The sequence below is a fragment of the Streptomyces sp. NPDC001514 genome, assembly GCF_053597075.1.
In genome coordinates, this window is record NZ_JBSFHO010000019.1 from 130138 (window position 1) to 155390 (window position 25253).

A 25253-nucleotide genomic window follows, 5' to 3' on the forward strand; every position below is an offset into this window, starting at 1 on the left:
ATGACGTAGCAGTTGACGAAGTACCGGATACGACCACGGAGGCGGCGCAGTGTCGGATTCCAGGACCCCTGCGCAGATCGAGGCGGACATCGTCCGCCGGCGTGAGCGGCTCGCCGAGACACTCGACGAGATCGGGGTGCGGATGCACCCGAAGACGATCATCGGGGATGCGAAGGCCAAGGTCGCCTCGACCGTGGATCAGACCGCCGGGCGGGCGTTCATCGCCGCGAACAGGGTGGTGACGGACGTGAAGGTCCGGTTCGTGCACGAAGACGGCGCGCCCCGGCTGGAGCGTGTGGTGCCGGTGGCCATCGTCGTCGTCGGGATCGTCGGGCTGCTGGCGCTGTCGGCCAGGAAGCGGAAGGCGTGACCCCTGAGGGGTGCGGGACGGTTCCGGCCAGGTAGGTTCGTGGTCGTGAGCGAGAACACGCACGACAAGCTGCCGATCAAGATGCTGCACGACCGGGTACTGGTCCGGTCCGACGCCCCGGAGGGCGAGCGGCGCTCCGGCGGCGGCATCCTGATTCCGGCCACCGCGGCGGTCGGCCGCCGCCTCGCCTGGGCCGAGGTGGTCGCCGTCGGGCAGAACGTCCGCACGGTGGAGCCGGGGGACCGGGTGCTGTACGACCCCGAGGACCGCGCCGAGGTCGAGGTGCGCGGCGTCGCGTACATCCTGATGCGCGAGCGCGACCTGCACGCCGTGGCCGCCGACCGGTTCGAGGGCGGCGAGGACACGACGGGGCTGTATCTGTAGCCGTGCGCGCGGCGTGCGCAGCGGCGTGAGACGGTGAGAAAGGCCTGATGACCGGGGTCATCGGGCCTTTTCATATCCTGTTTGCTACGTTTGAGGAAACCCGACGAGACGCGCCGTACCGGGCATCGCAAAGACGACGCACCCCGCACGAAGTCCGCGTCTCGGAGGTGCCTGTCCATGGCCTGGGTTCTGCTTGTCGTCGCCGGTCTGCTCGAGGTCGGCTGGTCGATCGGGATGAAGTTCACCGACGGATTCACCCGGCTGTGGCCCAGTGTCTTCACCGGCGCCGGGATCGTCGCGAGCATGCTCCTGCTGTCCTATGCCGCGAAGTCGCTGCCGATCGGCACCGCGTACGGGGTGTGGGTCGGCATCGGCGCGGCCGGTGCGGCGGTGGTCGGCATGGTGGCCCTGAACGAACCGGCGACCGCGGCGCGGATCTTCTTCGTGGTGCTGCTGCTGGTCGCCGTGGTGGGCCTGAAGGCGACGTCGGGGCACTAGCGCTGGCCGAGCCCGAGCCTGATCGACGGCCACCAGGCGCACCTCGAGCCCGTCCGGCGATCGAGGACGAAAACCCGTCACAGGCGCCGCGGGAACACGCTCAGGTCGTCGTCGTCCGCGCCGCGCGGGTGGGTGGGGGCCGGGTCCGTGGCGCCGGGTCCTCCCCTGTCGGGACCGAACCGCCAGGGGTCGCCCTTCTCGGGTCCACCCCTGACCGGTCCGCCCGTCGGCAGCCCGGCCGCCGGACCGGAGCCCGAGGGGCTCGGCGTCGGCTCGTCCGTACGCCCCACGGCGCCCGCCGGACCTGCGTCCTCGTCCTCGTCGCCGGGCGCCTCCAACTCGTCCGGCGACGAGTCGCGCGCCGGAGGCAGTTGCCCGTCCGTGCCCTCCTCCAGCTCCAGGTCGAACTCCTTCGTTTCGCCCCCCTTCAGCGCCGCCGCCGTGAACTGTCCCCAGATCGCCGCCGGCCGACCGCCCCCGTTGATCCGGGCATCCCCGAGCGCCCCGTACAGCGACTTCTGCTCCGCCGTGTCCGGGTCCTGGCCCATCACCGCGACGACCGTCGCCAGTTCGGGTGTGTAGCCCGCGAACCAGGCCGCCTTGTCCTCCTCCGCCGTGCCCGTCTTCCCGGCCGCGGGCCGGCCCGCGGACTGCGCCGCGGTGCCCGTACCCCCCTCGACCACGCTCCGCAGCATCGACGTCGTCGTGTCGGCCGCCTCCCGGCTGACCGCCTGCCGGGTCGGCTCGGCGGGCAGGTCGATCTCCTCGCTGCCCCTGGTGATGCTCTCGACGAGCGTGTACGTGCCGCGCCTGCCGTGGTTGGCGAGGGTCGCGTACGCCTTCGTCATGTCGAGGACGCTCGCGGTGGCCACACCGAGCGCGATGGACGGGGACGCGTTCAGGTCGGGGGTGTTCGCGGGGATGCCGAGGGCGACGGCGGTCTCCTTGACCTTCCCCGGGCCGACGTCCTGCGCCATCTGCGCGTACACGGCGTTGACCGAGTAGTCGGTGGCGTTGCGGACGGTGATGGGGCCGTACGAGCGGTTGTCCTCGTTCTCGGGGGCGTAACCGGTGGGTCCGTACGCGCCGTACACCTCACGCTGGTCGGTGCCGTCGTAGACGGTACGGGGGGTGATGCGGCGGCCGTCCTGGGTGTGCGAGCCGTTCTCGACGGCGGCGGCGAAGACGAACGGCTTGAAGGTGGAGCCGACCTGGTAGTCGCGCCGCGTGGCGTTGTTGACGAACTGTTTGGTGTAGTCGATGCCGCCGTACATCGCGACGACCTTGCCGGTGGCCGGGTCGATCGCCGCGCCGCCGACGCGGACGTTGCGGTCCTGGTGCCGGCTCGTGTCGCGCTTGGACATGACATGGTCGTCGACGGCCTCGACGAAGGCCTCCTGCTTCGGCTTCTCCAGCGTGGTGGTGATGCGGTAGCCGCCGCGCGCCAAGGTGTTGTCGTCGATGACGCCGTTGCCGGTGAGGTAGTCCTCGACGGCCTGGACGATGTAGCCGCGCTGGCCGGAGAGGCCGGTCGCGGGTCGTGCGGTCTGCGGCATCGGGAAGGCCGTCCTGGCGCGTTCCGTGGCGTCGAGCCACTGCCGCTCGACCATCCCGTCGAGTACGTAGTTCCAGCGGGCGAGCGCGGCGCCCGTGTTCTCGGGGTGCGTGGTGACGTCGTACGCGCTGGGGGCGTTGAGCAGCGAGGCGAGGTAAGCGCCCTCGGCCGTGCTGAGCTCTCCGACGTCCTTGCCGTAGTAGGCGAGCGCCGCAGCCTGGATGCCGTACGCGTTGCGCCCGAAGTAACTGGTGTTGAGGTAGCCCTCCAGGATCTCGCTCTTGCTCGCCTCACGGTCGAGCTTGATCGCGATGAAGAACTCCTTCACCTTGCGGGTGACGGTCTGCTCCTGGACCAGGTAGTAGTTCTTGACGTACTGCTGGGTGATCGTGGAGCCGGACTGCTTGCCCTTGCCGGTGAGGGTGTTCCAGCCGGCGCGGACCATCGCCAGGGGGTCGACGGCCCGCTCGGAGTAGAAGTCCCGGTCCTCGGCGGCGAGTACGGCGTGCTGGACGGTGCTCGGGACCTGCGCGAGATCGACGTTCTCGCGGTTGACCTCGCCGTCGCTGACGATCTGGGTGCCGTCCTTGTAGAAGTAGACGTTGGACTGGGCGGTGGCGGTGGCGTTGGCCGGCGGGATATGGACGAGCATGTAGCCCGCGACGAAGCCGCCCATGAGGACGAGCGCGACGATCAGGAACGTACCGAGCAGCGTCCGCCACGTGGGGACGAGGCGCCTCAGGCCGCGGCGCCGGGGGCGGGGGAGGGATCCGTGGGGTCCGTGGGGTCCGCGGTCTTCCCCGGCCGTGTCCCCGTCCGCCGTACGGTTGCCGCCCTTGTGGTCCCGGTAGCCCTCGTCGCCCCTGTAGCCCTGGCGGCCCCCGTGTCCCTCGTCGGCCCTGCCGTAGGGCGGGGGCCCGGCGATCGTCAGGTCCCGGGGTTCCCAGCCTGGCTGCGGTGGCTGCTGTGGCTGCTCGTCGCTCATGTCGGTGGAGACTCCTCGGCCCCGTCGTCACAGACGCTGTCATATCGGGCGATTGGCTTGGTGTGCCCATACTGCACTTCTCGCCCTTCTAACCCCCGGACCCCCGGGAGGAATACGGTCGCGTGGCCGATCCGGCTGGACTAAGGTCGTGCGCTTCGGTGCTGGCGGGTGCTGGCGGGTGCTGGCGGGTGCTGACGGGTGCTGACGGGTGCTGACGGGTGTCGATGGGCGCGGACGGGTGCCGCTGGTCGTCAACGGGTGCCGACGGTGGCGATCGCGGAAGGAGGCTGGGGTGCGGCTCTACGCGGTGGTCCTGGCCGGTGGGTTCCGGCGCTATGCGACGTACCGGGTGTCAACGGCGGCAGGGGTGTTCACCAACACCGTCTTCGGCTTCATCGTGGCGTACACCTATATCGCCCTGTGGGATGAACGTCCGCAGCTCGGTGGCTACGACCTCTCCCAGGCGCTGACCTATGTGTGGCTCGGCCAGGCCCTGCTGATGGCGTGCGCCATGATGGGCGGCGGGTTCGAGGACGAGCTCGCCGAGCGGATCCGTACGGGCGACATCGCCATCGATCTCTACCGCCCCGCCGACCTCCAACTGTGGTGGCTCTCGGCCGACTTGGGGCGCGCGGTTTTCCATCTGCTCGGCCGTGGCATCGTGCCGATGCTGTTCGGCGCGCTCGCCTTCGACCTCGCGCTGCCGCGCGACGCGCTGACGTGGCTGGCCTTCCTGCTCGCGGTCGCACTCGGGACCGTCGTGAGCTTCGCGATCCGCTATCTGGTGGCGCTGTCCGCGTTCTGGCTGCTGGACGGGGCGGGCGCCCAGCAGGTCAGCATGCTGGCCGGGCTCTTCTTCTCCGGGATGCTGCTTCCGCTCACCCTCTTCCCCGGCCTGCTCGGTGAGCTGGCACTCGTCCTGCCGTGGTCATCACTGCTCCAGGTGCCGGCGGACATCTTCCTGGGCAAGCACACGGGATGGGGGCTGGTCGAGGCATACGCCTTCCAGGCCGGATGGGCCGTGGCACTGCTGGGCGCCGGGCGGTTGCTGCAGTCGGTCGCGACCAGGAGGGTGGTGGTGCAGGGTGGTTGACGGGCTGCGCGCGTACGGGCTCATCGCCATGATGTGGATGCGCTCGACGATGACGTACCGGGCGTCCTTCGCCATCACCGCGTTCGGGAACTTCGCCGGGACGGCGGCCGACTTCGTCGTGATCCTGCTGATGTTCGCGCACACGGAAGCGCTCGGCGGGTACAGCCTGCCCGAGATCGCGCTGCTGTACGGGGTGTCGGGCACCGCCTTCGGCCTGACCGATCTGCTGATGGGGTCGATGGAGAAGCTGGGGCGACGGGTGCGCGACGGCACCCTGGACACCCTGCTGGTGCGTCCGGTCCCGGTCCTCGCCCAGGTGGCGGCGGACCGTTTCGCGCTGCGCCGCCTCGGCCGGATCACGCAGGGGCTGTTCGTCCTCGGCTACGCGCTGTCCGCCCTGGACATCGCGTGGACGCCGCTGCGGGTCGCGATGGTCCCGATGATGGTGCTGAGCGGGGCGGCGATCTTCGCGTCGCTGTTCGTGGCGGGCGCGGCGTTCCAGTTCGTCGCCCAGGACGCCGCGGAGGTGCAGAACTCCTTCACGTACGGCGGGAACACGCTCCTCCAGTACCCGCCGACGATCTTTGCGAAGGACCTGGTGCGGGGCGTGACGTTCGTCGTACCGCTGGCCTTCGTCAACTGGCTGCCCTCGTTGTACGTCCTGGGGCGGCCCTATCCGCTGGACCTGCCGCAGTGGGCGGCCTTCGCGTCGCCGCTCGTCGCGGCGGTGTGCTGTGCGCTCGCCGGGCTGGCGTGGCGGGTGGGCCTTCGTTCGTACCGGAGCACGGGGAGCTGAGACGTCATGGACCTCATCGATGACCTCACTGATGACCTCACTGACGACTTCACTGATGACTTCATTGAGCTGGACGGCGTCGAGAAGGTCTTCGACGTACGCCGCAGGACCGGTCTGCTGCGCCGCGAGAGGACACAGGTGCGGGCGGTGGACGGGATCAGCTTCCGTGTGGCGCGTGGCGAGATGGTCGGCTACATCGGCCCGAACGGCGCTGGAAAGTCCACCACCATCAAGATGCTGACGGGCATTCTGACGCCGAGCGGCGGGCGGCTGCGCGTCGCCGGGATCGACCCGTCGCGCGAGCGGACGCGGCTGGCACAGCGCATCGGCGTCGTCTTCGGCCAGCGCACCACGCTCTGGTGGGACCTGCCGCTCATCGACTCGTACCGCCTGGTCCACCGCATGTACCGGATCCCCGACGCGCGCTACCGCGAGAACCTCGACCGGTGTGTGGAGCTGCTGGACCTCGGCGAGCTGCTGAACGTGCCCGTACGGCAGCTGTCGCTCGGGCAGCGCATGCGCGGCGACATCGCGGCGGCGCTGCTGCACGACCCGGAGGTGCTCTATCTCGACGAGCCGACGATCGGTCTCGATGTCGTGTCGAAGGCCAAGGTGCGCGAGTTCCTGCGGGACCTGAACGCCGAGCGGGCGACGACCGTGCTGCTCACGACGCACGATCTGACCGACATCGAGCAGCTCTGCAAGCGGGTGATGGTGATCGACCACGGCCGGCTGATGTACGACGGCGCGCTCGCCGGGCTCCACGAGGTGGGAGCGAGCGAGCGGACGCTGGTGGTGGACCTGGAGCGGGAGCTGCCGCCGATCGAGGTGGCGGGGGCACGTCCGGTACGGGTGGAGGGGCCGCGGCAGTGGCTGTCGTTCCCGGCGTCGGAGTCGGCGGCGCCGATCGTGGCGGCGATCGCGGCGGAGTATCCGCTGGTGGACCTGTCGGTACGGGAGCCGGACATCGAGGCGGTGATCGCCAAGATGTACGCGGAACGGTCGGCGTCGCTGTGAGCGCGGACGTCTGCGGCGAATTCGTCGAAGCGGGACGGCGCGAGACCCGGGCGGTGCGCCACCCCCGTGATTACGCTTCTCGTATGACGAGCGATCTTCCGGAGATGCGTGCCTCCGATGCCGAGCGGGAGCGGATTGCCGAGCGCCTGCGCGAAGCGGTGGCCGAGGGCAGGCTCGACATGGAGGAGTTCGGGGAACGGCTGGACGCGGCGTACAAGGCGCGTACGCACGGGGAACTGGTGCCGCTCGTACGGGACCTCCCGGTACCGGACGGGTTGGGCGGGATCGGCGATCCGGGCGGGAGCTCGGCCCGGCTCGCGGCCACGGCCCCCGCGGGCGGCCTGTCGACCTGGTCGAGCCGTATCGGAAAGCCGGCGACCTCGAAGGGGGCGTTCGCCTTCTGGGGCGGATTCGGGCGCAAGGGCACCTGGACGATCGCCCGCAGCTTCACCGCCGCCGTGTTCCAGGCGGGCGGCGAGATCGATCTGCGCGACGCGAACTTCGAGGACCGGGAGATCGTGATCCGCTGCTTCACGATCATGGGCGGGATCCAGATCACGGTCCCCCCGGACCTGGACGTCGACGTCAAGGGCTTCGGCTTCATGGGCGGCTTCGGCGAGGCGGGGTCGGTCGACCCCGCCGGTATCGCGCCGGGCTCGCCCCGCGTGACGATCACCGGCTTCGCCCTGATGGGCGGCGTGGGCGTCGAGCGCAAGCTCCGCAAGGCCGACAAGCAGCGACTGAAGGAGGCCCGCAAGCGCGAGCTGGAGTGAGGGGAACTCGACGTGCGTCCCGGGAGTACCTCAGGTAAGGAAGGGACGATACGTACAGGGACGGGTGGAGCGGATGGAACGCACTGACCTCTCAAAACCGGACTCGGCGCCAGAACCCGGACCGGGGACCGAAGCCGCAGCCCGAACCGGCGCCGGGACAGGTGCTGGCGCAGGTGGCGGCCGTGACCGTGGCACCGTTGCCGGTGCCGCCGTGGCCCGCAGCCGCACCGCCCCCCTCGCCTCCTTCGCGTACACCGCCGCCGACGAGGAGAAGCGCCGCGGCGTACGCCGAATGAAGCTCACGGCCACCGGCCTGCTCCTCCTCGTCGCGCTGATCTTCGTGCTCGCGACCTGGGCGAAGAACTCCGGCATCGACGGCTGGCCCGGCTATGTCGCCGCCGCCGCCGAGGCCGGCATGGTCGGTGCGCTGGCCGACTGGTTCGCGGTCACAGCACTGTTCAAACACCCCCTCGGCATCCCCATCCCGCACACCGCGATCATCCCCACCAAGAAGGACCAGTTCGGCGCCTCGCTCGGCTCCTTCGTCGGCGAGAACTTCCTGTCCGGCGACGTCGTACGGGCCCGTCTCCACGCCCTCTCCCTCGGCGGCCGCCTCGGCGCCTGGCTCGCCGAGCCCGCGCACGCCGACCGTGTCACCGCCGAGCTGTCCACCGCGCTGCGCGGCGCCCTCGCCGTCCTGCGCGACTCCGACGTCCAGGCGGTCGTCGGCGAGGCCATAACGCGCCGCGCCGAGGCCGCCGAGATCGCCCCCGGCATCGGTAAGACCCTCGACAAGGTCGTCGCCGACGGCGCCCACCACCGCGCCGTCGACCTGATCTGCGCCCGCGCCCAGCACTGGCTGATAGAGCACGGCGACTCGGTCATGGACGCGGTCCAGGGCGGGGCCCCCGGCTGGACCCCGCGCTTCGTGGACCGCAAGGTCGGCGAGCGGGTCTACAAGGAGCTGCTCCGCTTCGTCACCGAGATGCGCGATTCCCCCTCGCACCCCGCGCGCGGCGCGCTCGACCGCTTCCTCGCCGACTTCGCCGCCGACCTCCAGGCCGACACGGACACCCGGGCGCGGGTGGAGCGCATGAAGTCGGACCTGCTGGCCCGACCTGAGGTGCAGGACATCATCGCCTCCGCCTGGTCCTCCGTACGCGCCATGATCATCTCGGCGGCGGAGGACGAGCGCAGCGAGCTGCGGCTGCGCGCCCGCGCGTCCCTGATGTCCTTCGGCTCGCGCCTGGCGACGGACGGCCGGCTGCAGCAGAAGCTGGAGGGCTGGGTCGAGGAGACCGCGGCGTACGTCGTGACCACGTACCGCACGGAGATCACGTCCCTGATCAGTGACACCGTCGCCGGCTGGGACGCCGAGCACACGTCCCGCAAGATCGAGGCGCACATCGGCCGTGACCTGCAGTTCATCCGCATCAACGGCACGGTCGTCGGCGCGCTGGCGGGCCTGGTCATCTACACGGTGGCCCATGCGCTGGGCGCCTGACGGCCGGGGACTCTCGGCCGGGCCCTGACGGCCGGGGACTGACGGCCGGGTCGTGACGGCTGATCCGGTCGCCCGACACATGCCGGGCGCGTAACCGGACCCTGTCGTCCGGTCACGCGCCCAGCCACCGTGGGGAGTGCCCTTATGTACGTACGGGGTGCCGCGGCCGTTCAACGCGGTCCCGGTTTCTTTCGGTGGGCCCGCCGACCCGGGCGCGCTCCCGGGGGTCAGCGCTCCCCGCGCGGGTCAGCGCTCCCCGCGCGTGACGGCCCATGACGCGAGCGCCACGCCACCCGCCACGGCGAACACCGCGGGCCACGCCCCCACCTTCTTGGCCAGCGGATGCGACCCGGCGAAGGCGGCGACGTACGCCGCGCTCAGCCCGGCCGCGGCCTTCGCGCCGGCCTCCTGCTGCCACTGACGGGCCGCGACTGCACCCGCGGCGGCCAGTGCGACCCCGCCGAGCGGGCGCTTCCTGGTCCAGCGGGCGATTCCGTAGCCTCCTATGAGGCCGCTCGCCGCGACTGCGCCTGCCGGAATCCTGGCCATGGTGTGCTGCCCTTCGTCGGCTCTCATCGGTTCTCATCGGCTCTTCGCGTGGGGTTTCGAGCCTAAACGAGCGGTTTCGCCGACTGTCGGCCAGGGGAGGAGCCGCACTCAGCGGAAGAGCTGCCCGCGCACGGCCCCGTCGGGGAACTCCGCGGTGTGGATGTTGGAGTAGTAGTTGCGCGGATTGTCGCGGACCCGCTTCACGACGTCCGGGTTCTGCCCATCGAGCCGTCCGGAGACGGCGAAGATCCCGTCGGGCACAGGCCGGTTGAAGAAGTCGAAGACCACGTCACCGTTCTTGCCGAAGCCGCCCTGGTGGAGGTGCCCCTTCGACGGGCTCTGGATGTTGACCCAGGCGAAGGAGTAGTCGACGGCCGTGCCCTTCGGGTGCAGGAACGTCACCGCGTGCCCGTCCGGGTCCCCGACCTTCGACGCGTCGTTCTTCGGCACCTCCTGGTCGCCGTTGGAGAGCGCCCGCAGCTTGCCGCCCTTGATGATGCCGAGCGGGTTGACGCTGTGCTTCAGCGGCTTGAGCTGGCCGCGGACCGCCCCGCCCGGGAACTCCGCGCTGTGGAGGTTGACGTAGAAACCGGACGGGTTCGTGACGATGCTCTCGGCGAGCTCGGCGTCGGTGATCGCGACCTGCCCGGCCGCGGAGTGCACGGTGTCGGGCATCGCGCTGCTGAACAGCGGCACCTTCACGGCGCCGTTCTTGCCCGCCGCGCCCTCGTGGATGTGGCCGAGGCTCGGTACGAGGCCCTTCCACCGGAGCGCGAACGTGACCCGGTCGCCCTTCACCTTCACCAGGGCGACGGCCTTGCCGTCCGGGTCGTTCACGGCGGGGCCGCCCTGGACCGGGACCTCGTCGGCCCCGGAGAGCTCGGCCGTGAAGGAGACCGCCTTGCCGGTGGCCGGCTTGGTGAACGTAGTGGCGTTGCCCGCCTTCGTACCGCCGCCACCCGAACCGTGGCTGCCGTGCGAGCCGGAGTCATGGGCCATCGCCGGAGCAACACCCGCAACACCGGCCACAATTGCCGTGGCCACCACAGCAAGAATTCGCTTCTGCATTGTTCTTGTCCTCCCGTTGGGCCCGGCCCGTGTGGAGCCGGGTTCGCCGGGGAGTACGCATGCGGACTCGGGCTCGTTCAACGGAGAATTCCTCGAATTCGATTGAACCGCCGGTCAGTTGCAGGCGTACTACCTGGTGTACTCACTTACATCACACCGGGGGATCAACATGCGCAGGACACGCACGAGAACGACGCTCATCACGGCGCCCGCGGCCGCTCTCGCTCTGCTCACGCTGAGCGCCTGCGGCGGCTCCTCCGAGCCGGCGGACGGCGGACCTGCGGGCTCGCCGTCCAAGCCCGCCACGGCGGCCGCCTCCATCAAGATCGCCGACTCGCCCTTCGGTCGGATCCTGGTCGACGATTCGGGCCGCACGCTGTACGGATTCGCCAAGGACAAGCCCGGCGCCGGGAGCGCCTGCGACACCGACTGCATCGCGGTCTGGCCGGCCCTCACCTCCGCCAAGGACGTCACGGCGGGCAGCGGCACCGACGCGTCCCTGCTGAAGGAGATCAAGCTGGCCGAGGGCGCCGAGCAGGCCACGTACGGGGACTGGCCGCTCTACTACTACGTCGGCGACGCGACGCCCGGCGACGTCAACGGGCAGGGTCTCGACGGCGAGTGGTTCGTGATCGGAGCGGACGGCAAGCTGATCAAAAAGGCACCCTGACGTCACCTGGAATTCACCACTCCATTCGATCGGGATGATCGGGAATCCCTGCTTGCTCGTTGATCAGGAAATCCTCACCCGTTGATCGGGAATCCTCGCCCGCACCCATGAACCTGCGGCGGCCGGAATTCAGCTCCCCCGCCCGCCGCAGCCCCCCATTCCCGGTGGTCGCTCCGCCCAATTCCCCCGCGGCGGACGACCACCGGGAATGCCTCTGTTCTCCTGCCCCGGACCTGGTTGCGGTGGCGGGCCGCGGAACGCACCCTGGAGGGGTGGAGACGGGAGTCCAATATGCCCAATCTCGAGGAACAGATCGACATCACGGCGCCTGGTGACGTGGTCTGGGACCACCTGCATCAGGTCGAGGACTATCCACGCTTCGTCGGTGGAGTCCGAGATGCCCGGCGCGAGGGTGCGTCGGGCGTACATATGGATCTGGAGACCCGCGGTACGGCCGAGGGAATCGACGCCGACACCAAGGACCTCAGACCCAACGAGACCATGACCTGGAAGACCACGGAGGCACCGCACCTGAGCGGCTCCGTTTCGCTGCTCCCGATCGACGCGACCCACACGCGGGTGCAGGTACGCATGGAGTACGACCCTGCCGAGGCGCACGACGCCTTCGGGGGCCCCAAGGGATTCGCCCAGTCGTCCGCCATCGAACGGACCGTCCGGGAGGATCTCCACCAGTTCAAGGACCTGGTGGAAAAAAAGGCACACCCCACCAGGTGACCATCCACCCCACCCAGGCCCCGCGCGCCGGGGCTGACGGAACCGCACGGCGAAGGTGATCCGTCATGACGCAGCACTGGAACATCGATTTGTCGTTCGAGGAAGACGGGACCCGCACCGCCTGCACGGCTTCCCTCCAGGGCCCCAATGCCCCCGGCGTCGAGGGCAAGGGGATAGCTAGGCGGAGCCCGGGCGACACCCCGGACGCCAAGATCGGCGAGGAACTCGCCGCCGCCCGCGCCTGCTCCGAACTGGCCCACGAGCTCGTGGGCCGCGCGGCGCAGGACGTGGAGAGCCACACCCACAGGCCGGCCGACATCGCCATGTGACCGACTACGACACCACCAGGGGCCGGGCGTCCACGCCCGGCCCCTTCCTCACGTCTTCCACGTCTTCCTCACGCGTCCTCAGCGCCCTTGGCGTCCTCACGCCCACGTACTCCGCACCTCGAACCCTTCGAGCCCTTCGGGCTGCTCCTCCGACACCTCCACACCGTCCACCACCGCGGCCGGCGGCCCCTGCCGCGCCCACCGCACGAGGGTCTCGACGGCGTCCGGTTCCCCCTCGAACACCGCCATCACACTCCCGTCCTCCAGGTTTCGCACCCACCCGGAGACCCCGTACTCCTGGGCCACACGCCTGCACGTGTCCCTGTAGAACACGCCCTGGACCCGACCGGTCACGACCACGCGCTTCCGCACCATGACTCCGGATCGTACGAGCCGCGGGGGCCTCCGGCCGGGCGGCGCGACGCGAGCCTCGGGGCTGTCCCGCCTGCTCGTTCGCCGTCAGCCTGCCTCAGGGCCAGAGCTTGTACGTCACCTCTTGCGGCGTGTGCGCCGGCTTGCTGTCGGTGGTGAATTTGATGTGCAGCTGAGTGAACCTCAGTTGCCCAGGATCCTTCTTCCACGGCTCCGGGCGCTGGAGCGTGACTTCCACGGGGTAGGAGTGGAACTTGCCTGCAGCACAGTAGGGGATGCAGTCGTTCACGTAGTTGAGCCCACTGCCCTTGGCGGAGCTCCGTCCCCACTCCGACCACTTGAGTGCGGTGAGGCCGTTGTTGCCGTCCCCGCAGGCGATCAGGTACTCGCCGGGACGTACCTGCGGATTCGAGAAGCAGTCGATGACCACCACGTTTTCGCTCGGCTGTGACCCTGCGGAAACGGACGCGGATGCCGGTACAAGTGCTGCCGCGAGCGACGTAGCGGCAACCAGGACCGCTGTCATCAGCTTGTGTCTCTGCATGTCTGCTCCCCAGCGTCTCTCCGAGCCCACGTGGCCCTCCGCGTACACCTTGCCTCGCTGCGCCCTGCAAAATCCGCACCCGGGAACGCGTGCCGGACGGGCGCCGCCGACCTCCTCCCACCGGTTGCTCCTGTATCGACGCTACGACCGCGCCCGGGGACTCACCACCTGCGCAGGTAACAGCTTCACAAAGCAGCGCATACATGAACGTAATCGTCGGCTCGGCATCAGGCCGTGATCCATACCGGGCAACGCCAACTCTCTGTGGAGCACGTGGCCTTCGCGCCGTGGACGGGGTCGTCACGACTGCTCACTGCCCGCAACGAGGCATGTCGGGCGCGGGCGATGTGTGCCGATCTGTGGTATTGCGGTCGCTCCGCCGGGCGGGCCCAAAAACCGCGGGAAGGGCAAACCCCCGGTTCGATACGATAACGGTGGCTTGCCGACCCGGCCCGTTACCGTGTGTGACGTATGCGTGCGATCCGAGTGGTCGCGTCGGCTGCAGCCTCCCGACATGGGCCCCGCCGCGGCACCCGTCACCGTCACCGGCACTGTCCCCGGCGCCGTACGCACGAAATGGAGCATCCCAGGATGGCTCGACACCTGGTCACCAGCGCGCTTCCCTACATCAACGGGATCAAGCACCTGGGCAACATGGTCGGGTCGATGCTTCCGGCGGATGTGTACTCCCGGTACCTCCGCCTGCGCGGTCACGACGTCCTCTACATCTGCGCCACCGACGAGCACGGGACGCCGGCCGAGCTCGCCGCCAAGGAGGCAGGGCTGTCGGTCGCGGAATTCTGCGCCCAGGCCCATGACGCGCAGAAGGCCGTCTACGACGGGTTCGAGCTGGCCTTCGACTACTTCGGACGCAGCTCCTCGCAGCAGAACGTCGAGATCACCCAGCACTTCGCGCGCAAGCTGAACGAGAACGGCTTCATCGAGGAGCGCGCGATCCGCCAGGTGTACTCGCCCGCCGACGGCCGCTTCCTGCCGGACCGGTACGTCGAGGGCACCTGCCCCCACTGCGGCTACGACAAGGCCCGCGGCGACCAGTGCGAGAACTGCACCCGCGTCCTCGACCCCACCGACCTGATCGAACCGCGCTCGGCGATCAGCGGCTCCACGGAGCTGGAGGTCCGCGAGACCAAGCACCTCTTCCTGCTGCAGTCCAAGCTCCAGCACGAGGTCGAAGCGTGGATCGACGCGGTCGGCGAGGAGTGGCCCCATCTGTCCTCGGCCATCGCCCGCAAGTGGCTGACCGAAGGCCTGCACGACCGCGCCATCACCCGCGACCTGGACTGGGGCGTCCCGGTCCCGGCCGACACCTGGCCGGAGCTCGCAGCCGAGGGCAAGGTCTTCTACGTCTGGTTCGACGCCCCGATCGAGTACATCGGCGCGACGAAGGAGTGGGCGGACGCAGCCACGGACGGCGAGACGCGCGACTGGAAGTCGTGGTGGTACGAGGCCGACGACACCGTCCGCTACACCCAGTTCATGGCGAAGGACAACGTGCCCTTCCACACGGTGATGTTCCCCGCCACCGAGCTCGGCGTGCGCGAGCCGTGGAAGAAGGTCGACTTCGTCAAGGGCTTCAACTGGCTGACGTACTACGGCGGCAAGTTCTCCACGTCCCAGAAGCGCGGCGTCTTCACGGACGCGGCCCTGGAGATCCTGCCCGGCGACTACTGGCGCTACTTCCTGATCGCCAACGCTCCCGAGTCCGACGACTCGTCCTTCACCTGGGAGCACTTCACCGCCACCGTCAACAAGGACCTGGCCGACACCCTCGGCAACTTCGTCAACCGCGTGCTGTCCTTCTCCCGGAAGCGCTTCGGCGACGAGGTCCCGGCGGGCCACGCTGCCGGCGAGGCGGAGGCGAAACTGGGCGAGGAGATCGCCCGGCTGCTCGCCGAGTACGAAGAGCAGATGGAGGCCCTCCAGTTCCGCAAGGCCGCGTCCGCTCTGCGTGCCCTGTGGTCCGCAGGCAACTCCTACCTCGAGGAGAAGGCCCCCTGGCTGGAGATCAAGACCGCCCCGGACGGCGCCGCGCTGACCCTGCGCACGGCGATGAACCTGATCCACCTGTACGCGGTCGTCTCCGAACCCTTCATCCCGTCCTCGGCCGCCGCGATGCGCGGCGCCTTCGCGCTCCAGGACGACACCGCGACCTGGGTGACCCCCGACCAGGCCAAGGCCCTGGACACGGTGCCGGCCGGGACTGCATTCACCGTCCCGCCGGTGCTCTTCGCGAAGATCACGGAGGAGGACCTGGAGTCCTACCGCACGCGCTTCGGCGGCGCCGAGGACGCCTGACCGTATCCGCTCGCACCCGTACCGCCCGCGCTCTCATCGGACGGTACGGGCGGTGAGGCGGCCGGCAAGCGCCCGGCTCGGATGGGTGTTGCTGTGTGTCATGCGGGCCCCCTTGACAGAGCGGGCGGCGTTCCCGGGCTACTACGGCGCTGTTTCCGGCGCCGTTCCGTGTTCCAGGTAGGCGGTCACGCCGTGGGCGCGGGCCTGGATGCCGGCGGTGATTCGGCGTACGAGGCGGGGGATGGTGAGTTCTGGCAGCTGTTCGGCCTCGTGGAATGCGTAACTACGGAGCTCGTTCGCTTGCAGTGCGATGTGTGGGCATTGGTCCGCGCTGAGGTGGCCGCCGTCGAAGAGGTAGAGGATCTTGTCTCCCTCTCCTGGATTCGGCGCCCAGTCCACCACGAGCAGGCGACCGATGCGTGGTTTGATGCCCAGCTCCTCGTGGACTTCGCGCACACAGGCTTGCAGGGGCGACTCGCCCTGTTCGACGTATCCACCAGGGATGTCGCGGTAGTCCTTGTACGACGGCTCGACGAGCAGGACTCGATCGGCGTCGTCGAAGAAGAGAGCACCGGCCGCCATGCGCGGGCGGGCCATCTCCGCCTCGTGCTCGTTCTCGCTCACGAGATGGACTGTAGCCGCCAACGACGATGCGGAGCCTGCGGGCCAGGTCGGCCACGGGCTGAGACGGCCTCCCTCGTGTTCCGCGCATCCAGCCGAGGACGCCTGACCGTATCCGTCCTTTGCTGTCTCGTTGAACCGTCTAACCTGCCGAGCATGATTCGTGCTGTGGTGTTCGATGTCGGTGAGTGCCTTGTTGACGAGACCCGGGAGTACGGGACGTGGGCCGACTGGCTCGGGGTGCCACGGCACACCTTCTCGGCCATGTTCGGTGCGGTCATCGCGCAGGGACGCGACTACCGCGAGACGTTCCAGGAGTTCCGGCCCCGGTTCGACCTGACCGAGGAGCGAGAGAAGCGCGCGGCTGCCGGGCAGCCGGAGTGGTTCGGTGAGAGGGACCTGTATCCGGACGTCCGCCCCACGCTGGTTTCCCTGCGTGAGGCGGGGCTGTGGGTGGGCATCGCCGGGAACCAGACCGTGCGGGCCGGCGGTCTGCTGCGGGGGCTGGACCTCCCTTCCGACATGATCGCCACCAGTGACGACTGGGGGGTGTCGAAGCCGGACGTGAAGTTCTTCGAGCGCGTCATCGAGGCGACGCCTGCCAAGCCGGGCGAGATTCTCTACGTCGGCGACCGCCTCGACAACGACATCCGCCCGGCGGCGCAGGCGGGGCTTCTGACCGCCCTGATCCGGCGTGGACCCTGGGGCACGATCCAGCAACGCGACCCGGACACGGATGCGATCACGACGATGCGCATCGACTCGCTTGCGGAACTGCCAGAGAAGATCGCCAAGCTCAACGCTGAAGAGCGCTGACAGTCATGGAGACAATCGAGGTCCAGGGGGTGCACCGCTCGCTTTCCGGAGAGACTTGGGCAGGCGTGTACCAGTGGACTGTCAGCTGCAATCGGGTCAATGACCTGGCGATGGGGCATGTACGTGTCCATGGATGACTCGACGGTGGAGTGGGCGCGGCGTTTGGCCGAGGCCGAGCTCAGCGGTGCCCTCCCGAGGCGATGGACCCATTCGCAAGAGGTTGCAGCTCAGGCGGCAGAGATTGGACATGTCTTGGGAAGGGACGCGGACCTGCTGATCGCCGCGGCCGTGCTCCATGACGTCGGGTACGCGCCGCGGCTGGCTGTGACTGGCTTCCATCCGCTGGACGGTGCCAGGTTCCTCCGCGATGTCCATGGCGCCGACGGACGGCTGACGCGGCTGGTGGCAAACCATTCGTTCGCTCTGCTGGAGGCTGAGGAACGTGGGCTTCGGAAGGTGCTGGAGACGGAGTTCCCATTGCCGGAGGAGCCGCTGCTGGTGGATGCGCTCGTGTATTGCGACATGACCACCACGCCCGACGGGGACCGGACGACAGCCGAAGCGCGGGTGGCCGAGATCGTCGCCCGCTACGGGGCCGACAGCGTGGTGGGGCGGTTCATTCGTCGGGCTGCGCCGGAGGTCTTCGCCGCCGTGAGGCGGGTGGAGGCGGCGCTGGGGGGTCAGCCGAGGTAGGGGTAGGTGCCAGCGAGGAAGTCGCCGATCTGCTGGCGCATGCTGGGGTGGATGTCGTACTGGTCGAGGTCCGCTGGCTGGATGAAGCGGACGCCGTCGGCCTCGTCGTTGATGGTGGGCTCGCCGCCAACCGGGCGGCCGATGTAGGTGTTCTCGTACTGCTGGCGGATCTCGCCGTCGGTGTAGGCGACGATGTGGTTCGGGTTGGTGTAGACGCCCAGGAAGCCGGTGATCTCGGCGACGATGCCGGTCTCCTCCAGGCACTCGCGAACCGCGCACTGAGCCGCTGTCTCGCCGATGTCCTGGGCGCCGCCGGGCAGGGCCCATTGGCCGGTGTCGCGGCGGCGTTGGAGGAGGATGCCGCTGTTGTCGTCGACGACGAGCAGGTTGCTGGCGGGGATGAGGGTGTTGGCCTTGGGGGCGTTGGGGTCGTTGTAGAACTCAGTCCTGCCCATGTGCGGCGGTCCCTTCCCGGTCGGGCATCCAGGGCCGTGCGCCGGCCCAGACTGCGTCGAAGCTTTGAGCGTAGTTGTCGAACCAGCCGGTGGTATCCACTCTCCGCAGGTGGAGCAGGGGGTTGGCGCTGGCGGGCTGGCCCCAGACGTGGGGGTTGACGAGCATGTTGTCGTCGTAGCGGAAGAGGGAGTTGTAGAGGGTGGTGTCGTGGAGCCGCACCTCGCAGCCTGCCTCGGTCAGCAGGAGGCGGTAGTAGGTGAGGGAGGCACGGATCTTGGCGGCGAGGGTGTCGCCGATGCCTTCTTCGAGGCCACGGATGGCCGCGGCCTGACCGTTGGGGTCGCCGAAGCAGAGGCGCACCTGAACGCCGGCAGCCGCGCGCTCGGTAAGCATCTTCGCGACGTGCGGGTTGGATTGGGCGAAGAAGGTGCCGGAGAAGACGAGTACGTCGATCCGCTCCTGTGCGCCTTGCAGCAGGGAGAGCCACATGTCGCGAGGGACGCTGGCTCGGTTCTGGTAGGTGCCAACCAGCTCGGTGCCTAACGCCAGGCCGGGCTTACCCGCTCGACCTTCCGGGGTCGGCCAGAGGAACGTCTCCTCCACGCGCAGGTGCTGGGCTGCGCGGAATCGGTGCCGGGGGTGTGGCACGCGGCCGCCGAGCCAGCGGCTGACGGTCTTGGGGTCTACCTCGCAGGCTTCGGCGAGCGCTTCGGGCGAGACGCCGCGCTGGGCGAGTACGGAGTGAAGTCGCTCGTTCACGGAGCTATACAAGCTGAGGCGGGCGCGGCCGAGCAAGGACGTTGTGGGGACGTCCCGACGAGGGCTGGCGGGTGTGGCGGGGTGCTTAGGCTGGCGGTATGCAGCTCACCGTTCTGTGGGATATCGACCACACGCTCATCGACAACGCAGGGGTGAGCAAGGAGACCTATGCCGCTGCGTTCGCAGCATTGGCCGGGATCCAGCCGACTGAGCCAGCGCGTACTGAGGGGCGTACGGATCGCCTGATCATGCGCGACATGTTCGTGCGTCACGGCTTGCCCGAGCCGGACTGGCCTGACATCGAGGCTGCCCTCGCCCGGGGTGGCGCGGAGCGCTTCGAGGACCTCCGCAGGCGGGGAACGGTGCTTCCCGGAGTGCGCGATGCCCTTAAGGCAGTCTCGGCGCAGGACGGTTGGGTGTCGTCGATTCTCACCGGCAACATCGCGGCCAACGCCCGCGTGAAGCTGTCGGCCTTCGACCTCGACCCGCTCCTTGATCTGTCTGTTGGCGCCTACGGGGCCGACGCTCTGCAGAGGCCCGAGCTGGTAGCCGTAGCCCGGGAGCGAGCCCAGCGCATGCGTGGTCTGCGGTATGACGTGCCCGTCGTGCTCGTGGGAGACACGCCCCGAGACGTTGAGGCGGCACTCACGACGGGTACCGGGATCATCGCGGTCGCCTCGGGCATCCACAGCCGGGAAGAGTTGACTGCTGCCGGCGCCTCTCGCGTGCTGCCAGATCTCTCCGACACAGCTGACCTCCTCCGGATCCTGGAGGGGTTCTCCGCGCGCTGAGAACGTCCCAGGACGTCCCGGGACCGTCCGCGTACGCGGTGATGAGATCCTCGCCCGCTTGGCCACTATCGGGTCTCCAACCAGACAACTGGCCCTGGAGGCCCTTGTGATCAGGGAAGCCACCGGCATCCGCAGGATCCGGATGCTGTATCTGCAGCTTCTGTACCGCTGCAACTTCGAGTGCCTGCACTGCTTCCACGGCGAACGGCTCAAGTACGCCGACGCCTTCACCGCCGAAGAGGCGGTCAACCTTATCCGGCTCATGCGCGACCAGTACGGCACCGAGACCGTCACCCTGCTCGGCGGCGAGCCGTTCGTCTACAAGGACCTTCCGCAGGTCATCCGGTACGCCAAGCAGGAACTTGGCTTGCAGGTCGAGATCTGCACCAACGGCTACCGGATCGAGCGCCGCCTCACCGAGATCGCCCCGTACCTGGACCTGCTGAGGATCTCGCTGGAGGGCACCGGGGCCACCAACGATTACATCCGAAAGCAGGGCAGCTACCAGAGCGCACTGAACGCCCTCAGCCGCGCACGGGAAATTGGGGTCAGGACGGGTGCCACGATGACGGTCACCTCGCGGAACATCGACCAGGTACTGCCACTGGCCCGCACCCTGCAGGAATACGGCGCATGCCAGCTGAAGCTGCACTGCCTGCGGCCAGTCGGCAACGCCGCCACTCACCCTGAGCTCCTGGTCACCGACCCTGCCGCCTACGTCCGCCTCCGCGAGCAGCTCCACGAAGCCGAGCTGTCCATCGAGGTGATCGTTGACGAGGACCTGTCCGAGGACGGCGCTCCCGAGACCTGCGCCCCGACCAGCGGCCTGCGGGAGGTCGAGCGGATCGAGGCGGACCCGCGAGGCGCGCTCACCATGTCTTGCAAGGCCGTTGGCAAGGACTCGCACGCCTTTTGGTACGAGAAGGCCGCAGACCGCATCGTCCACCGGCCGACTGCCACGGACGAGCTCACCCTCTCGGTGCCCGACGTGGTGTACGCCCGTGCCTGACCGACCGCGCTTTGAGAGCCTCGAAGGCTTACGGGGAACGGGCAAGTCGACCATCGCGCCGATGCTCGCGGCGGCCCGGGGGGCCGTATTGGTCCCCACGGTGCCGCTCTTCTACCAGCCGCTTCGGCGTCAGGTCGACCTGCGGGAGAACGTCGAGGCCCGCATGTGCTTCTACCTCTCCGCCCTGTTCACCGCGGCTGACGAGATCCACCGCTACCTCGCCGTTGGCATCCCGGTGGTCGTGGAGAGCTACTTCGCACGCTGCCTCGCCACCCACCGCGCCTTTGGCGCACGGCTCGGCGTCACGCTGCCGCCCGATCTGCGGCAGCCCGTCACGTACCAGCTGGTCTGTACGGAGGACGAGCGTCGGCGCCGCCTCGCGGGACGGATCAAGCCCGTATCCCGCTGGGACGCGCTCGGCGAGGAGGCCACGGGCCGGATCACGGATGCCTACGCCCAGTTCCCGATGCACCGGGTCGATACCACGGGCCTCAGCCCGGACCAGGTCGTGCAAGCCATCCTCGTCACCGCCACGAAAGGAGCAGGCCGTGGAGACCCGGAGCCTGTGGGAGCACACCCTCACGTTCTTCCCTCAGTTCCTCGCCGCGCTGAAGGAGCACGTCTCCCCTGACGCCGCGGTCGCCGTCATCGGCGCGAGCGACGGCAAGTTCGTCCTCCCGCTCGCCGCCGCCGGCTACCGCGTCATCGCCGTCGAACGCGACCCGTTCGCTCTCCACGGTGGCGAAGTCCAACTTCCGGGTGACACCAACGCCCACGCGGTGGGTCTGATCGACCGGCTCAAACTCGAAGGGCTCTACGACAGAGTCCAGGTCGTCGAGAAGGACTTCCTTCAGTCCGAACCCCCGGCGGCGCGCTGCGATGCCGTCTGGACGAGCTGCTCCTGGCACTACAGTGCCAATCACCATCGCCCGCTCGCCGACTTCGTCGCCCGCATGCAATCCCTGGTACGCGTCGGCGGCCTGCTTGGCGCCGAGTTCATGATGCCTGTTGAGGGACGCCACTACCTGATCGAGCACTACACCTCGCCCGAGGAGCTCGGCAGCCACTTCGCCACCGGCTGGAAGGTCCTGCTCACGCTGCGAACGAACGAGTTCACCGAGCGAGCCCACGTCGGCCGGCTCCAGGACCACACCCACCGCATGGGCCTGCTCCTTGCAGCCCGCACCGTCAAGTAGCAGAGAACAGCAACCGAAGAAGAGGATCATGAAGCACGAGTACGAGGCCAAGTTCCTGTCCGTCGACGTGGCCGACCTCCGGGCCAAGCTGACCGCCCTCGGTGCCACGCAGGCATTCCCCCGCACCCTCCTCACCCGCAAGATCTTCGAGAACGACGCCCTCGACAACGGCCAGTGGGTCCGCCTCCGCGACGAAGGCACACGCTCCACCCTTACGCTCAAGCAGGTCACCGACTCCACCACGATCGACGGCACCACCGAGATCGAGACCGAGGTCACCGACCTGCACGCCATGGCCGACATCCTGCGCCGGCTCGGTCTGCGCGAGGTCCGCTACCAGGAGAACTACCGCGAGGAGTGGCGCCTGGGCGAGGTCGCCTTCGACTTCGACACCTGGCCCGACCTCCCCACGTTCGTCGAGATCGAAGGACCCGACGAGGCATCGGTCCGCCAGGCAGCCTCCCTCCTCGACCTCGACTACGCCGAAGCCCGCTTCGGTAGCGTCGACGAGATCTACAAGAGCGAGGCCGACCGCGACATCCTGGCAGAACCCACCCTCCTCTTCGCCGACGCCAAGAAGACAGAAGCACCCTCTGTCACCGTCCAGAGCAACTGATCCGAAGGCGGAACCGTTCTCGCCCTGACCACAGCGGCGACCTGCCGTGCGATCGGCAGTGCGGCAGGCGTTGTGGCCTGGACATCATGGGATGAACGGGCGATATGCGAAGGGCTCAGACGCCATGACAGCGAATACCCCCCGCGCCTCAGACGGCCAGACGGGTCCGAGGCCCAGGCAGACATCCGATTCCACGGCTCCGGTGATCCTGAGCAATGAGCCAGGCACATTCGCCTGGGGTGTTCTGGACAAGCGTCATCCAGCTTTGATCCAACAGGTCCGCGACGCTTTCCCTTACGGGCCGCGACAGCGTCAGGCTCTTGAGGCGCTGCAGGAGGAGATCACCCACGGGGTCCTTGAACCCCTCGATGCCTCGGAACACGACCACGACCTCTGGTCGGCTTGGGGGCGCGAACACTTGGGACGATCGTGGTTCGATGTCCCGTTTCTGTGGGCCGAGAGCTACTTCTACCGCAAGCTCCTTGCAGCCATCGAGTACTTCGGGAACGGCCCGTGGCAGGGAGTCGACCCCTTCGCACCCTTCAAGCATGCGGAGCTACGCAGCGCGGCAGTGGACGAGGAACTCCAGGCCCTCGACGGACTTGCTGATATGCGTATCGAAGAGCGGGCCGCTGCGCTCCTGCACGCATCGCTCTGGGGGAACCGCGCCGACCTCGGCTTCCGCGTCACGGCGGGAGAGCCCGCACACGTCGATACGAGTTCGAGCCTGGTTGCCGATGACAGTGCTCTGTTGTGGTCGCTCCTTCCGGTGGGAGCGCCGGCCACCGTCGCGATGGTGGCGGACAATGCCGGGCGGGAATTGATCCCCGACCTGATCCTCGTCGACCACCTCCTTGACCGCGGTCATGCGCACCGCGTCGTACTCCACGTAAAGCCCTACCCGTACTACGTCTCCGACGCGACGACCACGGACGTCATCGATGGTCTCCGCCGTCTCGTCCAGGCGCCCGGCCAGGCAGGCAAGATCGGAAAGCGCCTCTGGGAAGCCATGGGATCCGGGCGCCTGGAGGTACGCACTCACCCGTTCTTCTGTGCGCCGCTGCCGTATGAGGAGATGCCCGAGGACCTGCGGAAGGAGTTCGAGGCTGCCACGTTGACGATCTTCAAGGGTGACCTCAACTATCGCCGCCTCGTCGGTGACCGGCTATGGGTTGCGACGACGCCGTTCACAGACCTCACGTCGTACTTCCCTGGAGCCGTCGCCGCACTCCGCACCCTGAAGTCCGATGTCATCGTCGGGCTGGACGAACAGACGCTGAGCGCCCTTGAGCGGTCCGGTCAGGCGTGGCGCACCAGCGGTACCCACGCTCTGATTCAAGCCCGGCGGTAGGGGTTGCACGGGCTGGCCTCCGCTCCGAACCTTGACTGCTGAGGCGGCCCGGCACTGTGGTGTGCCCGGCGGCTGATCCTGCGTCGCTCCCACTTGGGCCGACAGAGCGAATCGCCGTCGGGCAATGGTCGGCGCCTGCTCACAGACCGGAGCAATGCTCAAGACCTGTGGATCGGCCTCGGGTTGGACGCGGAGAGCGTACTTCCCCGAATGATCCTGTGATGGTCACCGAGTAGGCCCGCGTTCGCAGCGCGGGTCGGGAAGGCACGCCCGTGCTCAGCGTAGTGAACGCCGACGGCTCCACCGAGTCCGGCTCCCTGATCGACGAGATCGTCCGTGAGGGCGCCCGGCGGATGCTCGCCGTCGCGTTGGAGGCCGAAGTCAACCAGTACATAGCCGAGTTGGCCGTTGCGACGGACGAGGCCGGGCGCCGCCTGGTGGTCCGCAACGGTCACCACCGGCCCCGCACCGTGGACCACCGCCGCAGGTCCCGTCGAGGTCACGGCCCCGCGCGTGAACGACAAGCGCCTGGACGCGGCCACCGGCGAGCGGATGCGGTTCTCCTCGAAGATCCTGCCGCCCTGGTGCCGCAAGTCGCCCAAGGTCAGTGAGGTGCTGCCGCTGCTGTACCTGCACGGGTTGTCGTCGGGGGACTTCGTGCCCGCGCTGGAGCAGTTCCTCGGCTCGGCGGCCGGGCTGTCGCCGGCGACCGTGACCCGGCTGGCGAAGCAGTGGCAGGACGACCACGCCGTTCCAGCAGCGCGACCTCGCCGAGTCCGACTACGTGTACGTGCGGGGCGACGGGGTGCACCCCAAGGTCCGGCTCGGGCAGGCGCACTCCTGCGTCCTCGGTGCTGATGGGTGTGCGCCTGGACGGCACCAAGGAGCTGATCGCGCTGGCCGAGGGGCTGCGTGAGTCGACCGAGTCGTGGGCCGACCTGCTGCGCGACTGCCCGCAGGCGCGGCATGCGCGATCCCGAGCTGGTCGTCGGCGACGGCGCGATGGGCCTGTGGAAAGCGCTGGCGGAGGTGTTCCCGGATGCCCGGCATCAGCGGTGCTGGGTCCACAAGGCCCGGAATGTCACGAACGCCCTGCCGAAGTCCGCACAGCCGGGCGCGACGAAGGCGATGCACGAGATCTACAACGCCGAGGACCGCGGCTACGCCGAGAAGGCGATCGAGGCGTTCGCGAAGACCTACGGAGCCAAGTTCCCCAAGGCCGGCGCGAAGATCACCGAAGACCGGGAAGAGCTGCTAGCGTTCTACGACTTCCCGGCCGAGCACTGGATCCACCTAATCCCTTGCTAAGGGCGTTCCGAGAGAGCGGTTGTTCCTCGGGATGTTCGAGTGCCGGATCGTGACATCTAGTGGCTGCCGGGCGGGCAAC

Annotated in this window: 28 protein-coding genes, 1 pseudogene and 1 riboswitch; of the genes and pseudogenes, 21 read left to right on the forward strand and 8 right to left on the reverse strand. The window is 68.7% G+C overall.

Features of this window, described 5'->3' with window-relative positions; all coding sequences use genetic code 11:
* Positions 1-49 precede the first annotated feature (49 nt).
* The 3 genes from ACWCXB_RS21255 (at position 50) to ACWCXB_RS21265 (ending at position 1252) form a co-directional block, all read left to right on the forward strand.
* Positions 50-370, forward strand: a complete 321-nt coding sequence (locus ACWCXB_RS21255) for a DUF3618 domain-containing protein (RefSeq protein WP_450725009.1) — start codon at positions 50-52, stop codon at positions 368-370.
* Positions 371-415: 45 nt separating this feature from the next.
* Positions 416-754 (forward strand): GroES family chaperonin, encoded by a 339-nt coding sequence (locus ACWCXB_RS21260; RefSeq protein ID WP_385420646.1) that lies wholly within the window; start codon positions 416-418, stop codon positions 752-754.
* Between the two features lie 78 nt (positions 755-832).
* Positions 833-897, forward strand: a riboswitch (guanidine-III (ykkC-III) riboswitch).
* 34 nt (positions 898-931) lie between these two features.
* Complete coding sequence (locus tag ACWCXB_RS21265; RefSeq protein WP_242337002.1) at positions 932-1252, forward strand: DMT family transporter; 321 nt, start codon at positions 932-934, stop codon at positions 1250-1252.
* A 77-nt stretch (positions 1253-1329) separates the two neighbouring features.
* On the opposite strand, the gene ACWCXB_RS21270 is transcribed toward ACWCXB_RS21265, so the two are convergent.
* Positions 1330-3792, reverse strand: a complete 2463-nt coding sequence (locus ACWCXB_RS21270; protein ID WP_450725010.1) for a transglycosylase domain-containing protein — start codon at positions 3790-3792, stop codon at positions 1330-1332.
* A gap of 292 nt (positions 3793-4084) precedes the next feature.
* On the opposite strand from ACWCXB_RS21270, the gene ACWCXB_RS21275 reads away from it, so the two are divergent.
* From ACWCXB_RS21275 to ACWCXB_RS21295, 5 genes are all read left to right on the forward strand, one after another.
* Positions 4085-4885, forward strand: coding sequence for an ABC transporter permease (locus tag ACWCXB_RS21275; protein WP_450725011.1), 801 nt, complete (start codon positions 4085-4087; stop codon positions 4883-4885).
* Positions 4886-4913: 28 nt separating this feature from the next.
* The gene (locus ACWCXB_RS21280) at positions 4914-5681 is read left to right on the forward strand and encodes an ABC transporter permease (RefSeq protein ID WP_450725037.1); all 768 of its coding nucleotides are present in this window, start codon (positions 4914-4916) and stop codon (positions 5679-5681) included.
* A gap of 6 nt (positions 5682-5687) precedes the next feature.
* A complete protein-coding gene (locus ACWCXB_RS21285) occupies positions 5688-6698 on the forward strand; it encodes an ABC transporter ATP-binding protein (protein WP_450725012.1) in 1011 nt (336 codons plus the stop codon).
* 83 nt (positions 6699-6781) lie between these two features.
* Positions 6782-7471: a DUF1707 SHOCT-like domain-containing protein gene (locus tag ACWCXB_RS21290; protein ID WP_450725013.1), complete on the forward strand. Its 690-nt coding sequence runs from the start codon at positions 6782-6784 to the stop codon at positions 7469-7471.
* Between the two features lie 73 nt (positions 7472-7544).
* On the forward strand, positions 7545-8975 hold the full coding sequence (locus tag ACWCXB_RS21295; protein WP_450725014.1) for a DUF445 domain-containing protein: 1431 nt from the start codon (positions 7545-7547) through the stop codon (positions 8973-8975).
* Between the two features lie 246 nt (positions 8976-9221).
* Here ACWCXB_RS21295 and ACWCXB_RS21300 read toward each other — a convergent pair whose 3' ends face one another.
* Positions 9222-9524 (reverse strand): hypothetical protein, encoded by a 303-nt coding sequence (locus tag ACWCXB_RS21300; protein WP_450725038.1) that lies wholly within the window; start codon positions 9522-9524, stop codon positions 9222-9224.
* Positions 9525-9632: 108 nt separating this feature from the next.
* Positions 9633-10592, reverse strand: a complete 960-nt coding sequence (locus ACWCXB_RS21305) for a CHRD domain-containing protein (protein WP_450725015.1) — start codon at positions 10590-10592, stop codon at positions 9633-9635.
* 169 nt (positions 10593-10761) lie between these two features.
* On the opposite strand from ACWCXB_RS21305, the gene ACWCXB_RS21310 reads away from it, so the two are divergent.
* The 3 genes from ACWCXB_RS21310 to ACWCXB_RS21320 all read left to right on the forward strand — a co-directional run bounded on the left by ACWCXB_RS21310 (position 10762) and on the right by ACWCXB_RS21320 (position 12326).
* The gene (locus ACWCXB_RS21310) at positions 10762-11262 is read left to right on the forward strand and encodes a COG4315 family predicted lipoprotein (RefSeq protein ID WP_450725016.1); all 501 of its coding nucleotides are present in this window, start codon (positions 10762-10764) and stop codon (positions 11260-11262) included.
* Positions 11263-11553: 291 nt separating this feature from the next.
* A complete protein-coding gene (locus ACWCXB_RS21315) occupies positions 11554-11997 on the forward strand; it encodes an SRPBCC family protein (RefSeq protein ID WP_450725017.1) in 444 nt (147 codons plus the stop codon).
* A gap of 65 nt (positions 11998-12062) precedes the next feature.
* Positions 12063-12326, forward strand: a complete 264-nt coding sequence (locus ACWCXB_RS21320; RefSeq protein ID WP_450725018.1) for a DUF1876 domain-containing protein — start codon at positions 12063-12065, stop codon at positions 12324-12326.
* Positions 12327-12422: 96 nt separating this feature from the next.
* On the opposite strand, the gene ACWCXB_RS21325 is transcribed toward ACWCXB_RS21320, so the two are convergent.
* Positions 12423-12701 carry an acylphosphatase gene (locus ACWCXB_RS21325; protein ID WP_450725019.1) on the reverse strand — a complete coding sequence of 93 codons (279 nt, stop codon included), beginning with the start codon at positions 12699-12701 and terminating at the stop codon, positions 12423-12425.
* Between the two features lie 94 nt (positions 12702-12795).
* Positions 12796-13242: a hypothetical protein gene (locus ACWCXB_RS21330; protein WP_450725020.1), complete on the reverse strand. Its 447-nt coding sequence runs from the start codon at positions 13240-13242 to the stop codon at positions 12796-12798.
* 591 nt (positions 13243-13833) lie between these two features.
* Here ACWCXB_RS21330 and metG point away from each other — a divergent pair.
* On the forward strand, positions 13834-15558 hold the full coding sequence (gene metG, locus ACWCXB_RS21335; RefSeq protein WP_450725021.1) for a methionine--tRNA ligase: 1725 nt from the start codon (positions 13834-13836) through the stop codon (positions 15556-15558).
* A 141-nt stretch (positions 15559-15699) separates the two neighbouring features.
* On the opposite strand, the gene ACWCXB_RS21340 is transcribed toward metG, so the two are convergent.
* Positions 15700-16182, reverse strand: a complete 483-nt coding sequence (locus ACWCXB_RS21340; protein WP_450725022.1) for an NUDIX domain-containing protein — start codon at positions 16180-16182, stop codon at positions 15700-15702.
* A gap of 153 nt (positions 16183-16335) precedes the next feature.
* Here ACWCXB_RS21340 and ACWCXB_RS21345 point away from each other — a divergent pair, with 153 nt between their 5' ends.
* Positions 16336-16995, forward strand: a complete 660-nt coding sequence (locus ACWCXB_RS21345) for an HAD family hydrolase (protein WP_450725023.1) — start codon at positions 16336-16338, stop codon at positions 16993-16995.
* A gap of 99 nt (positions 16996-17094) precedes the next feature.
* A complete protein-coding gene (locus ACWCXB_RS21350) occupies positions 17095-17688 on the forward strand; it encodes an HD domain-containing protein (RefSeq protein ID WP_450725024.1) in 594 nt (197 codons plus the stop codon).
* On the opposite strand, the gene ACWCXB_RS21355 is transcribed toward ACWCXB_RS21350, so the two are convergent.
* Both ACWCXB_RS21355 and ACWCXB_RS21360 read right to left on the reverse strand, forming a co-directional pair.
* Positions 17676-18143 carry an NUDIX hydrolase gene (locus ACWCXB_RS21355; protein WP_450725025.1) on the reverse strand — a complete coding sequence of 156 codons (468 nt, stop codon included), beginning with the start codon at positions 18141-18143 and terminating at the stop codon, positions 17676-17678. The genes ACWCXB_RS21350 and ACWCXB_RS21355 overlap by 13 nt on opposite strands.
* A complete protein-coding gene (locus ACWCXB_RS21360) occupies positions 18130-18903 on the reverse strand; it encodes an XRE family transcriptional regulator (protein WP_450725026.1) in 774 nt (257 codons plus the stop codon). The genes ACWCXB_RS21355 and ACWCXB_RS21360 overlap by 14 nt, the downstream gene beginning before the upstream one ends.
* A 98-nt stretch (positions 18904-19001) precedes the next feature.
* Here ACWCXB_RS21360 and ACWCXB_RS21365 point away from each other — a divergent pair, with 98 nt between their 5' ends.
* The 7 genes and pseudogenes from ACWCXB_RS21365 to ACWCXB_RS21395 form a co-directional block, all read left to right on the forward strand.
* Positions 19002-19694: an HAD family hydrolase gene (locus ACWCXB_RS21365; protein ID WP_450725027.1), complete on the forward strand. Its 693-nt coding sequence runs from the start codon at positions 19002-19004 to the stop codon at positions 19692-19694.
* A 106-nt stretch (positions 19695-19800) separates the two neighbouring features.
* Positions 19801-20703, forward strand: coding sequence for a radical SAM protein (locus ACWCXB_RS21370; RefSeq protein ID WP_450725028.1), 903 nt, complete (start codon positions 19801-19803; stop codon positions 20701-20703).
* Entirely contained in the window at positions 20696-21334 is a 639-nt protein-coding gene (locus ACWCXB_RS21375) for a hypothetical protein (RefSeq protein WP_450725029.1), read from the forward strand. Before ACWCXB_RS21370 ends, ACWCXB_RS21375 begins: the two co-directional genes overlap by 8 nt.
* The gene (locus ACWCXB_RS21380; protein WP_450725030.1) at positions 21252-21899 is read left to right on the forward strand and encodes a class I SAM-dependent methyltransferase; all 648 of its coding nucleotides are present in this window, start codon (positions 21252-21254) and stop codon (positions 21897-21899) included. The genes ACWCXB_RS21375 and ACWCXB_RS21380 overlap by 83 nt, the downstream gene beginning before the upstream one ends.
* A 28-nt stretch (positions 21900-21927) precedes the next feature.
* Positions 21928-22515: a class IV adenylate cyclase gene (locus tag ACWCXB_RS21385; protein WP_450725031.1), complete on the forward strand. Its 588-nt coding sequence runs from the start codon at positions 21928-21930 to the stop codon at positions 22513-22515.
* Between the two features lie 124 nt (positions 22516-22639).
* Positions 22640-23866 carry a damage-control phosphatase ARMT1 family protein gene (locus ACWCXB_RS21390; RefSeq protein ID WP_450725032.1) on the forward strand — a complete coding sequence of 409 codons (1227 nt, stop codon included), beginning with the start codon at positions 22640-22642 and terminating at the stop codon, positions 23864-23866.
* A gap of 272 nt (positions 23867-24138) precedes the next feature.
* Positions 24139-25162: pseudogene (locus ACWCXB_RS21395) on the forward strand (IS256 family transposase); the annotation flags it as partial.
* Positions 25163-25253: the final 91 nt, after the last annotated feature.